The 12795-nt window shown below is 44.4% G+C and carries 10 protein-coding genes; 5 read left to right on the forward strand and 5 right to left on the reverse strand.

Annotated elements, in window-relative coordinates; all coding sequences use genetic code 11:
• Positions 1-25 precede the first annotated feature (25 nt).
• The 4 genes from xylE to F5613_RS01525 all read right to left on the reverse strand — a co-directional run bounded on the left by xylE (position 26) and on the right by F5613_RS01525 (position 5222).
• Positions 26-1570 (reverse strand): D-xylose transporter XylE, encoded by a 1545-nt coding sequence (gene xylE, locus F5613_RS01510; RefSeq protein ID WP_179398400.1) that lies wholly within the window; start codon positions 1568-1570, stop codon positions 26-28.
• 69 nt (positions 1571-1639) lie between these two features.
• Positions 1640-2968 carry a xylose isomerase gene (gene xylA / locus F5613_RS01515; RefSeq protein ID WP_179398401.1) on the reverse strand — a complete coding sequence of 443 codons (1329 nt, stop codon included), beginning with the start codon at positions 2966-2968 and terminating at the stop codon, positions 1640-1642.
• Positions 2969-3004: 36 nt separating this feature from the next.
• Positions 3005-4489 carry a xylulokinase gene (locus F5613_RS01520; RefSeq protein WP_179398402.1) on the reverse strand — a complete coding sequence of 495 codons (1485 nt, stop codon included), beginning with the start codon at positions 4487-4489 and terminating at the stop codon, positions 3005-3007.
• A 22-nt stretch (positions 4490-4511) separates the two neighbouring features.
• Positions 4512-5222: an NUDIX hydrolase gene (locus tag F5613_RS01525; RefSeq protein WP_079683154.1), complete on the reverse strand. Its 711-nt coding sequence runs from the start codon at positions 5220-5222 to the stop codon at positions 4512-4514.
• A 253-nt stretch (positions 5223-5475) separates the two neighbouring features.
• On the opposite strand from F5613_RS01525, the gene F5613_RS01530 reads away from it, so the two are divergent.
• The 3 genes from F5613_RS01530 (at position 5476) to F5613_RS01540 (ending at position 8960) form a co-directional block, all read left to right on the forward strand.
• Positions 5476-7296, forward strand: a complete 1821-nt coding sequence (locus F5613_RS01530) for a TrkH family potassium uptake protein (protein WP_179398403.1) — start codon at positions 5476-5478, stop codon at positions 7294-7296.
• Positions 7297-7308: 12 nt separating this feature from the next.
• A complete protein-coding gene (locus F5613_RS01535; protein WP_179398404.1) occupies positions 7309-7995 on the forward strand; it encodes an NAD-binding protein in 687 nt (228 codons plus the stop codon).
• Positions 7996-8108: 113 nt separating this feature from the next.
• Positions 8109-8960 (forward strand): TIGR01777 family oxidoreductase, encoded by an 852-nt coding sequence (locus F5613_RS01540; RefSeq protein ID WP_179398405.1) that lies wholly within the window; start codon positions 8109-8111, stop codon positions 8958-8960.
• Between the two features lie 540 nt (positions 8961-9500).
• On the opposite strand, the gene F5613_RS01545 is transcribed toward F5613_RS01540, so the two are convergent.
• On the reverse strand, positions 9501-10454 hold the full coding sequence (locus F5613_RS01545) for an NAD-dependent epimerase/dehydratase family protein (protein ID WP_179398406.1): 954 nt from the start codon (positions 10452-10454) through the stop codon (positions 9501-9503).
• A 172-nt stretch (positions 10455-10626) separates the two neighbouring features.
• On the opposite strand from F5613_RS01545, the gene kbl reads away from it, so the two are divergent.
• Positions 10627-11817 (forward strand): glycine C-acetyltransferase, encoded by a 1191-nt coding sequence (kbl, locus tag F5613_RS01550; RefSeq protein WP_179398407.1) that lies wholly within the window; start codon positions 10627-10629, stop codon positions 11815-11817.
• Positions 11818-11898: 81 nt separating this feature from the next.
• A complete protein-coding gene (locus F5613_RS01555; RefSeq protein ID WP_179398408.1) occupies positions 11899-12744 on the forward strand; it encodes a histidinol-phosphatase in 846 nt (281 codons plus the stop codon).
• The last annotated feature ends 51 nt before the right edge of the window (positions 12745-12795 follow it).

The following is a 12795-nucleotide window of genomic DNA, read 5'->3' on the forward strand; positions in this document are numbered from 1 at the left end:
CAAAGTCATCCTCTTCCTTAAACTATTATCGCTTCCAGTATTTCTCCATCTCCTCCAGGGTTTTCCCTTTCGTTTCCGGAACCATCTTCCAGATAAAGAATGCGGCCAACAGCCCCATCACTCCATATATCCAATAAGACACACCGTGATTGAAATTATCTGTCAGATACTGATTTTTATCCAACATAGGGAAAGTCCACGATACCAGAAAGTTGGCAACCCATTGTCCGGCTACTGCAATACTCATAACTGTAGAACGGATTGAATTGGGAAATATTTCGGCCAACAAAACCCAACATACAGGTCCCCACGACATGGCAAAGCCTGCCGTGTACACCAACATACAAATAAGCGAACCCATCCCCACAGAATTTGTATAAAAAGTGGTACCCAGCAAAAGCATAGCGACAGACATCACCAAGGCACCGATAATCATTAGCGGGCGACGACCAAATCTATCTACAGTAAAGATTGCCAGCACAGTGAACGACAAGTTGATGGCTCCCACGATGATTTGCTGTAAAAGAGCCACATCTGTATTTGCACCCATAGTCTTAAAGATTTCCGGTGCATAGTAAAGCACAACGTTTATTCCAACAAACTGCTGGAAAGCCGACAGCAAGATACCTACCATAATAATAACCACACCAAACGAACGAATCGGGAAAATAAGTGAAATCACAAAGCTGAATATCAATGCCAGCTCAAGAGCATTGGTATTACCTAACAATTCCAATGCCGCAAATAAAATTACGAACGTAAGCAACCAGGCCCCCATAAATTTGAAATATGGCCGAAGTGAAGGCGCCTTTTCCTTGAAGCTTTCCTGAATATCTGCCAATTCCTTTTCGGCCTCTTGTCTATCCAGCAATTTATGTAAAATAGCGCTGGCAGCACTGGTCTTCCCCCTCATTACAAGATAACGCGGTGTTTCGGGCACAAGGAATAAGAAAATCAGGAACAGTATAGCAGGAATCACTTCGGAAGCAAACATCCATCTCCATCCAATCGAATGCAGCCACTGGGCATCCCCTTGCAAAGCAATCCAATAATTTACAAAATAAACCACCAGCATACCGAAGATAATGGCAAACTGGTTCCACGATACCAAGTTTCCACGCCTGTCGGCAGGAGCCACCTCAGCAATATACATGGGGGAAACCATGGATGCAAGTCCTACGCCTACTCCACCCAAAATACGATAAGCTACAAAATTATACATGAAGCTGTGATCGCCGGAGCCAGGCATTCCAAAGAATAATTCGGGCCAGGAAGAACCGATAGCCGACAGCAAGAATAAAACAGCAGCCAATATAAGTGTGGGCTTCCGGCCGTACCGCTGACTAAGTAAACCGGCAAACGAAGCACCCAGAATACAACCAATCAACGCACTGCTCACCACGAAACCTTCCAACGCATTTGCCTGATCAAGAGGTAAGTTATAAGGCTCGATAAAGAATTTTCGTAACGACTCCACTGTTCCGGAAATCACTGCCGTATCGTATCCAAACAGCAACCCGCCCAATGTAGCTACCAGAGTAATACCAAAAATATAGTTTTTGTTTCTCATGAATATATTAGATTAAATAACAAGAGCCGAAGGGTGTGATCCCCCTCCGGCTCCGGTTCTTATTCATTATTAGATATTACGGCTTACAATCATCTCATACAATTCCTGCTTTCCGCTGAACTGTTTGGGTTCACCGTGAGCCAAAGCAATTGTACGAAGATCTTCCAGGCTAAGTTTGCCATCTTCGAAAGCCTTTCCTTCGCCCGAATCAAACGAAGCGTAACGCTCGGCTCTCATCTTCAGGTAATCGGTCTTCTCCAGGATATTGGCTGCCGAAAGCAATGCGCGGGCAAACATATCCATACCGGAAACATGTGCGATAAAGATATCCTCCAGATCCGTCGAATTTCTTCTGGTCTTAGCATCAAAATTAGTACCCCCGGTCTTGAAACCGCCTGCCTCAAGAATTACAAGCAGAGCCTGAGTAAGTTCGTATGAATCGATGGGGAACTGATCTGTATCCCAACCGTTCTGATAATCGCCGCGGTTAGCATCGATACTACCTAACATACCGGCATCTACTGCAGCTTGCAATTCGTGCTCGAAAGTATGACCAGCCAGGGTTGCGTGGTTCACTTCAATATTAAGTGCAAAATCCTTATCCAAACCATAATGGCGCAAGAACCCGATTACTGTTTCGGCATCCACATCATATTGATGCTTGGTAGGCTCCATCGGTTTCGGTTCGATAAGGAATGTACCTTTGAATCCGTTCTTTCTTCCATAATCGCGGGCCATCGTTAGCATCATAGCCAGGTGATCCTTTTCGCGTTTCATGTTGGTGTTAAGCAGACTCATATAGCCTTCGCGGCCACCCCAGAATACATAGTTTTCGCCACCTAAAGCGATGGTTGCATCAATTGCATTTTTAATCTGAGTACCGGCAAACGCCACAGCAGGGAAATATGGGTTGGTTGCCGCACCGTTCATATAACGACGGTTGCTGAACACGTTGGTTGTACCCCAAAGCAATTTCTTGCCTGTTGCAGCCTGTAAGCCTTTGGCATGCTCCACCATGGTGTGCAGACGATTTTCAAACTCAAGCATAGTTGGAGCCTCTTCAACAACATCCACATCGTGGAAGCAATAGTAAGGAATACCGCACTTGGTCATAAATTCGAAAGCAGCATCCATTTTATATTTGGCGCGCGAAATCGCATCCGCTACGTTATTCCATGGAAAATCAATTGTACCTCCGCCAAACTGATCGCCACCTTCGGCACACAAAGTATGCCAGTAAGCCATAGCAAAACGCAGGTGATCCTTCATAGTTTTACCCATTACCACACGGTTTTCGTCATAATAGCGGAATGCCAACGGATTTACAGTATCCAATCCCTCAAAACGAATCTTTCCAATACCAGGAAAGAATTCTTTTTCTCCTTTAAAAAAACTCATAATTGTCAGTATTAAGAATTAATATACACTTTAAAATCAGCTATTTTTAATCAATCGTTCCCTCCAGATCTCATAAGCACTGCAATAACTGTCGGCTTTAAGTCCGTCGGGTTCAATCCGGTTTATTTTCTGCAATGAGGCAAACGCTTCGGCAGGCGATTTGTAAATGCCGGCACCTATACCTGCACCCTTGGCTGCACCTACAGCGCCATTGGTGTCGTACAACTCAATCACGGCACCGGTTACACCAGCCAAAGCCTCCCTGAATACCGGACTAAGGAACATGTTTGCGTGACCTGCCCTGATTACATCTATATTGATACCCATTTCATTCATGATATCCATGCCGTACTTGAAGGAGAATACGATACCTTCCTGAGCGGCACGGGCCAGATGTGCCTTACCATGTATGTTGAAATTAAGACCGTGAACCGAGCAAGACGAAGATCTATTCTGCAGCATACGTTCAGCTCCGTTACCAAACGGCAGAATTGACAAACCTTCGGAACCCACAGGCACCGTGGCCGCCAAGTCATTCAATGCCTCGTAATCCATTCCCGCAGGAGCTACATTCCGTTTTATCCACGAATTGAGGATACCTACCCCGTTGATACACAACAATACGCCCAAACGAGGTTCTTCCGGAGTATAATTAACGTGGGCAAAGGTATTTACACGCGAAAGCGGATCGTAATTTATAGCGCCGTTCACCCCGTACACAACCCCCGAAGTACCACCAGTAGCGGCAATTTCGCCCGGATTTAATACATTAAGCGACAAGGCATTATTGGGCTGATCGCCGGCCCTGTAGGTAATGGGTGTTCCTTTTTTCATTCCCAGTTCGCTGGCAACCGACTCCGTAAGTTCACCCTGATTGGCAAACGTAGGCCTGATATCTGCAATCAGATCATTGTCGAAGCCAAAGTAATTCATCACATCCTTCGATACGCACTGGTTCTTGAAATCCCAGAAAATTCCTTCGCTTAATCCGGAAACGGTAGTCACAATATCGCCCGTCATCCGCATCGCCACATAATCTCCGGGCAACATTATCTTGTGGATACGCTCAAACAAGCGCGGCTCATATTCTTTAATCCAGGCCAGTTTAGAGGCCGTAAAGTTTCCGGGCGAATTAAGCAGATGAGACAAGCACTGCTCTTCTCCAATCGTTGTGAAGGCACGGTTTCCGTAGGGTACCGCCCTGCTGTCGCACCAGATAATTGAAGGACGTAATACCTTTTTGTCGCTATCAACCACCACAAGTCCATGCATCTGATACGAAATACCGATGGCACGAATCTCTTTTCCATCAATGCGTGCAGCGGCTATCGCCCCTTTGATTGCATCTTTCAGATAACCCCACCACGATTCAGGATCCTGCTCCGCCCAACCCGGCTTAACAGCCAGAATGGGAGCTTCCTCTTTTGGGAAAAAGTCGGATCCCACGGTTTTTCCACTTTCAACTTCCACCACCGAAGCCTTCACAGAAGAGCTTCCAATATCACAACCCAATAAATACATATGATTCAGATTTACTGTTAATTTACTTCTTATTCACAATCGAACGCTTCTTATAGATGGCTCTGTCGAAACGGTAATACCTCGCTGCCCTGTGGGCAACTCCCTCCTGCATCTCGTTGGTGGGCACAACATAGGCCAATGATGCAATCTTCTTATGAAAATTACGGATATCAAAAGCCTTTCCGAATATAGTCTCGTAGGTACGGCGCAGCTCATACAAAGTAAAGCGGGAAGGAAGGTATTCAAACACAATAGAAGGCTCGATTTCGATCCACTGACGAATCTCGCTGGTGGCAGCCGCAACAATTTCATTATGATCGAACGGCAATTTAGGGAGCTCGTTTACCGGCACCCATTGAGCCGACTTATATTTAGGAGAAAGATTCTTTCGCTTGCTTATTTTACACAGTGCCAGGTACGCAACGGTTACGATACGGCCGATCTTCAGTTTGGAAGCATTCTCGAGCCAAAGCACATCTTCTTTATTCTGGGTACGCGACGGAGAACCAAAGCAACGGAACTGTTTAAGCTGTACTTTACTTATACCTGTGCTCTCCTTCAGCACCCGGTAAGCAGCATCGTCCAGGTCTTCGTTTTCGTAAATCAGGCTTCCGGGTAATTTGTAGTCGATCTGGTCGCCCGGAGAATCAGCACGCTCCACCAGAAGCACGCAAAGCTTCTCTTCATTTACGCCCAATAACACACAGTCTACAGAAACATGGGGATATAACATGCTGGTAATTTCATTTAGTATGTTGAACAATTAAATTAAAGATGCTGCAAATATATTGTTTTTTTTCATAAACAAATCATTCTTCAAAATAAATATGCTCATAATACCCTAATTATCTGAGTTTTTATAATCTTACTTTATACAATAAGACTCCAGAGCATACTGTAACATAAACAATATCAATATTCTTACTATATTTATCATCTATTCGCAAAAATTTGTATATTTGTTCAATACCTATTCGATATACACAATGGATATACGACGCTATCTATTCTTATATAAAATGCATGCATCGAGGTTGCGGAACGTGTTTAACATCGTAGCCGAGATAAGTATCTCATTGGCCTCACTGGGATCGTTGTTCATTTTACTATATCAGTTCGGGTATTCCCTGTCGCCGCAAACCACGCTCCGTCTGTCGGAATATCACAACCATTTGCTGTTACTTTTCTTTGTAGGTATCAGTCTGCGGTACATTGTTCAATTTGACAAGATTATCCGCGAGAGAATGCTTTTTACCGATCTGACCATCTATTTTTTGCTGATCGGTTCAATATTCAGCAAGATATTCTTTACTAAAGTAATGGCCGACTCGCTGCCGTACCTCGATTTCTTTTCCAACCGCTGGTTTACCTATGGCCTGCTGGCTGTACTCACCATCATACATAGTTCGCGGCAGGTATTCACGGTAATTCAGCACCGCATAAGGCCGTCGCTGTTATTTATCTTCAGCTTCGCCTTTGTGATTCTGACCGGCACCGGGTTGCTGATGCTACCCAATGCCTCCATCCACGGTATACATTTTGTAGATGCTCTTTTTACAGCTACTTCAGCGGTTTGTGTAACCGGACTAACAACCGTGGATGTTGCCACCCAATTTACAGCTGCCGGACATATCATCATCCTGCTTCTGATACAGGTGGGCGGCATCGGGGTGATGACTTTCACGAGCTTCTTTGCCCTCTCATTCATGGGTGAGACCTCCATAAACAGTCAGCTTATCCTTAAAGACATGCTAAGCGAAGAGCGATTGGGCGGACTCTTCAAGGTGGTAATCAACATCCTGTTCGTTACTCTGTTTATTGAAGCCATCGGTGCCTATCTTATCTTCCAAAGTGTATCAGGCACTTTACCGGGAGGGACCTCAGAAGAGTTGTTCTACGCAGTTTTCCATTCCGTTTCGGGATTTTGCAACGCCGGCATATCCACCTTATCGGGTAACCTGAACGATCCGCTGGTACAAACCAACTATTCGCTGCGGGTAATCATTTCGGGACTGGTTATTTTCGGAGGGCTGGGTTTTCCCATTCTTTTTAATTACCTGAAGCTGCTCAGGCACGTGGTTATAAACAGTTTCAATATCGTTATCGGTAAACAGAAACATTACATCCATACCCCGCATATCATCAATGCACATTCGTACATCGTGATAACATCTACTATCGTATTGATTCTTGTGGGTTCCCTGTCCTATCTCTTTTTCGAATACAACAACACCCTTGCAGGTTTGCCCACCGAGGGAAAGCTAGCCACGGCATTGCTGGGCGGGGTAACTCCCCGTACTGCGGGATTTAATCCTACCAATATCCCCATGCTGACTCACACGACAATGGTGATCATGATGATTCTTATGTTTATCGGAGCAGGCCCCATGTCTACCGGTGGCGGTATTAAAGTAACCGCTATGTTTGTGGCAATGGCTGCTACGTTCAATGTAATGCGCAACAAAAGGGATCTGGAAGTACGCGGACGCCGTATCACAACCTATACCATCCGCCGCTCGTTGGCCGTTATCATTGTTTATCTTACCTGGCTTGCATTTTCCACCATTTTATTATCGTGGACAGAAAAGGATATTCCTCTGTTTAGCATCGTTTTCGAGCTCATTTCCGCCCTCAGTACAGCGGGACTTAGCATCAACCTCACCCCCTCGCTGAGTGAAACAGGCAAGGTGATAGTGGCTATCTCCATGTTTATCGGTCGTATTGGGGTACTCACCTTCTTTTCAAGTTTAATGAAAGAATATAAGGAGCAGGTTTATACCTATCCTAAAGAACATATATTAATGTAATATCGGAACATCATGAAATACATCGTAATTGGATTAGGTAGTCTGGGGCGCGAAATAGCCAACTATCAGACTAAGATTGGCAACGAAGTTATAGGGGTCGACATTAATATGCGTCAGGTGGAAGCCATAAAAAGCAACATAGCGGGTGCTATCTGTCTGGATTCGACCGATCAGGAAGCGATCAATGCCCTTCCCATCAAAGAGGTGGATGCAATATTTATCACTTACGGTAAAGATTTCGGTATTTCCGTACAGACTGTGGCACTTCTTAAAAGCCTTGGAGCCGCACGTATGATTGTGCGAACCATCTCTTCCATTCACGAAACGGTGCTTCGCTCAATTGGTGTAAAGGAGATTATGACTCCCGAACGCGACTTTGCCGCCATGTATGTTGCACAAACCATTCTGGGCGACCGCGCCCTGCAATGGGACAGAATTACGGATACGCACCATTTGTATAAGATGAAAACACCGGAAGTCCTGATAGATCAATCGGTAGAAACCATCAACCTCGAAGAGAACTTCAACATCCGGCTGGTTGCCATTGAAAGACTTATAGAGGGTAAAAATCTGTTGGGGATGACGCAGAAGCGTTATGAAGTAATTAATCACATCACTAACGACATACTGATTCAAGCCAATGATCTATTGCTGGTTTTCGGGAAAACAGAAGACCTCCGTAAACTGGCTTCATTGTAAAAAGGGAGTCGATGTGTGCAGACATAAATAAATGAATAATTGCAAAACAATTGCATCTGTTCCATTGTATTAGTGTAAATAGGTTGATATTCATTTCTATAAAAGCATAGGGTATGAAAATAGCTATAACCGGCGCTTCGGGATTTATTGGAAAAAAGCTGTGCGACTTTTTTCAACGGGATAATCATACGCCGGTTGCTTTGTCTCGAAGCATTCTTGCCTCACCGGAGGGGCTGATCAGCACGTTGGAGGGGACCGATATAGTGATTAATCTGGCAGGTGCATCCATCAGCAAACGATGGACATCCAAATACAAACAGGAGATTATGGATAGCCGTGTACTCACTACCCGACGGCTGGTTACCGCATTGAACCAAATGGCTGCCCCGCCCTCTTTATGTATCTCTGTTTCGGCTGTAGGAATTTATCCGGATAGCGGAGTACATGGGGAGTCCAGCCCGATGCGTGGAACAGGGTTTCTGACCCACGTATGCGAATCGTGGGAACAGGAAGCGAGGATGCTGAAGCCCGGGATTCGTCTGGTTATCACCCGATTCGGGGTGGTGCTTGGCAAAGAGGGTGGCGCTGCACCTTTGATGCTTGCTCCTTTCCGTTTTTTTGTTGGAAGTATCATAGGCAACGGCCGTCAGGGACTTCCCTGGATTCATATAGACGATCTTGTAAAAGCCATGCAGTGGCTTATCGATCATAAACAGGTAACCGGTGTGGTTAATTTTGTTTCACCCCAGCTAACCAATAACGAACAGTTTAGCAAAACAGCTGCCAAAGTAATGCACCGGCCATGCTGGTTCCGCATTCCAGCATTTGTATTTAAAATCATGTTGGGCGAAGGGCATACAATGGTCACTTCGGGGCAACAGGTTGTGTCGGATGTACTGTTTCACGGTGGTTTTAAGTTCCGTTACCCCAAACTGGAAGATGCCATCCGTTCCATCATTTCATAACAATTAAAGGTTCCATCTGCAAACCTGTACCCAGCAGACTTTTAATATTTTCTATACGAACAACTAATTTTTTCATAACGACAACTTATTCGTTTAACATATGGACACCTTGCATTCAACATATGTCAAACGCAAGTTACACATATGGCTACTTTGCGTTTGACATATGGCAAACGAATACTTGTTCGTTGTTTCGGAAATAGTTCTCCGTATTGATCTGAATACTTTATAACAAGGAAAGAATTAATAGCCTTATATAAATTATGAGACAAAAAGAATCTTCACGATGCTTATACAAATATTATTCAGTCAGCTCCCTTTGATGTACATTGATACATAATTACATTAATCCAACACCCAGAAATTACAACAGAAAACATTGTCTTTGACAGAGCAGGATATATTACTTTTGACTAAAAAGGATGAATTGTCAATAACAAAACAGGAAGTATTATCTTTGATGAATCAGGCAAATAATAAAATCTAAAAGAGGGAAAACCTTTTTACGGCTTTCCCTCTTTCCATTTTTCATTCAAAAAGTTACTTATTGAACTTTGCTTTCAAAACGCGAAGCATATCTTGCGTCATCATATCCAGGTCGTAAGTAGGCGCCCAATCCCACTCGTTGCGGGCACAGGTATCGTCCAGCGAATTTGGCCATGATTCGGCAATGCTCTGACGCAACGGATCAACCTTATATTCCATCGTAAATTCAGGAATATATTTGCGGATGCTTGCTGCAATTATTTCAGGTTCGAAACTCATCGCAGCAATGTTGAACGAATTACGGTGTACAAGACGCGAAGGATCGGCCTCCATGATATCAATCGCAGCGCGTAAACCATCCGGCATATACATCATATCCATATACGTACCGGCAGCAATGGGACAAACAAAATGACCAGTCTTCACTGCTTCATAATAAATGTCTACAGCATAGTCGGTTGTACCACCACCCGGAGGTGTTACATTGGATATCAGACCCGGAAAGCGAACCGAACGTGTATCTACTCCGAAGCGGATAAAATAATAATCGCTGAGCAATTCGCCAGACACCTTCGTAACTCCATACATGGTGCGTGGATTACGGATAGTGTCCTGAGGCGTTTTGTCTTTAGGCGTGTTGTTCCCGAATACACCGATCGAACTGGGGGTGAATACCGCACAATTCATTTCTCTCGCCACTTCAAGAACATTAAAAAGACCTCCCATTCCGATCTTCCATGCCAGCTGGGGTTTTGCTTCCGCTACAGCCGACAAGAGAGCCGCCAGGTTATAAATCGTATCGATCTCGTACTTTGATACTGTTTCGGCGATTTGTTGTTCGTTCGTAATATCCACAATAGCAGAAGGACCTGATTCGAGTAAGTCGCCTTTCGGTTCCTGACCCGGAATATAGCCTGCTACGATGTTACCGTTGTAACGTTTTCTTAGTTCCATTGTCAATTCCGAACCGATCTGACCGGTAGAACCAATAATTAATACATTTTTCATTCCGTTTAGATGTGCTTTTAGTTTTTCCGGTGCAAATGTATGTAGAATAAAATAGTCTGGATAATTTTTGGATAATTTTTTACCCTATATTGAGAAATTATTATGAACTTTGTCACTCCTAAAACACATTGTTGATAAAGACGAATTGTTTTAACTAACAAAACACAAAATCATGTACGGAAAAATGAAAGATTTCTTGGCAAATGAGCTGGCAGAAATTAAAGCTGCCGGATTGTACAAGAACGAGAGAATTATCACAACGTCTCAGAAAGCCGACATTAAAGTGAATGCCGGTGAAGAGGTTATTAACTTTTGCGCCAACAACTACCTTGGTCTATCAGACAACCCACGACTTATTCAGGCGGCTAAAGATGCTATGGACTCACACGGGTTCGGTATGTCGTCTGTACGTTTCATTTGCGGAACACAGGATATCCACAAACAGCTGGAAGCTGCGGTATCCAAGTATTTCCAAACAGAAGACACCATCCTTTATGCGGCTTGTTTCGATGCCAACGGAGGTGTTTTCGAGCCATTGTTCGGAGAAGAAGATGCTATCATTTCTGATTCACTGAACCACGCTTCTATTATTGACGGGGTTCGTCTTTGCAAGGCTAAACGGTATCGTTATGCCAATGCAGACATGGCAGATCTTGAAAGAGTGCTGATCGAAGCCCAGGGTCAACGTCACCGTATTATTGTAACGGATGGTGTTTTCTCTATGGATGGCAACGTGGCTCCGATGGATAAAATCTGCGACCTGGCCGATAAGTACGATGCGCTTGTAATGGTAGACGAATGTCACTCTGCCGGAGTGGTAGGTGAAACCGGTCGCGGTGTAGCCGAAAAATACAATGTATACGGCCGTATCGACATTCACACAGGTACACTTGGTAAAGCATTTGGCGGCGCTATCGGAGGTTTCACAACCGGTAAGAAAGAGATTATCGAAATCCTGCGTCAACGCTCGCGTCCGTATCTTTTCTCCAACTCCATTCCTCCCGCAGTGGTTGGAGCCGGACTTGAAGTATTCAAGATGTTGGACGAAAGCAACGAGCTGCACACACAACTTGTTGAGAATGTAACCTATTTCCGCGAAAAAATGGTTGCTGCCGGATTTGATATCAAACCTACGCAATCGGCTATCTGTGCAGTGATGCTGTATGATGCCAAATTATCGCAGGAATATGCTGCACGTATGCTGGAAGAGGGTATCTACGTTACCGGATTCTACTACCCTGTAGTTCCTAAAGACCAGGCCCGTATCCGTGTACAATTGTCGGCTTGCCACACCAAAGCACACCTGGATAAGGCTATTGCAGCCTTTATAAAGGTAGGAAAAGAGCTGAACGTTATTAAATAATAACATTCCATTCAATTGACAAGGGGGAACCACTGTTTCCCCTTGTTAATTTTTTATATACCTGATAAAACACAATCTTCTATGCACCTCAGTAACTATCATAGTCATTGCTCCTTTTGTGACGGACGAAGCATGCCCGAAGAATTTGTAAAGTTTGCCCTTGCCAAGTCGTTCAGGGCTTACGGAATCTCTTCGCACGGACCGCTGCCTTTCGAAACCTTCTGGAACATGTCGGCTTTTGATATGCCTGAATACCTCGTAGAGATTAGCCGGTTAAAAGATAAATACCAGGGACATCTCGAAATTTATACCGGGATGGAGATTGATTACCTGGATACAACCTACAACCCCTCTATCCCCTATTTCCTGAATCTGCCGTTGGATTACCGCATCGGATCTGTACATTTCCTGCCGATTGCCACAGAGCTGTGCGAAGCTAACATGGTTTGCATAGACGGCCCTTTCTCGGAATTCAAGCAGGCGGTGGATACCTATTTTGAAGGCGACATCCGGAATATGGTGAAACGTTACTACGAATCGTCCATTCGGATGGTGGAACTCGGCGGGATTGATATTGTTGGCCACCTGGACAAAATCTATATGAACGGTCAGCGGTGCAAAGACTTTTCGTTTACCGCCCCCTGGTACAGAAACATGGTAAACGAATACCTGGAGGTTATTGCCGGTAAAGGATTGATTGTGGAGATCAATACAAAGAACCTGCTTAAGAAACAGCAGACGTTCCCCAGACAAGAATATCTTTCGCGGATGAGGGAGTTGCAAATTCCCGTAATGGTAAATTCCGATTGTCACACACCCGATCTGGTAAACGACGGGCGGCAAGAGGCATTTGACATGTTAAAGCAGGCAGGTTATAAATCTACCTGCGAACTGATTGCCGGTTCATGGCAATCGATACCTTTTTAAACCTTATGTTTGATTCTATTGTTATTTTTTAGTAGTACAGAATTAGTAAAC

It is taken from the genome of Macellibacteroides fermentans (genome assembly GCF_013409575.1).
GTDB classification, from domain to species: Bacteria; Bacteroidota; Bacteroidia; order Bacteroidales; family Tannerellaceae; genus Macellibacteroides; species Macellibacteroides fermentans.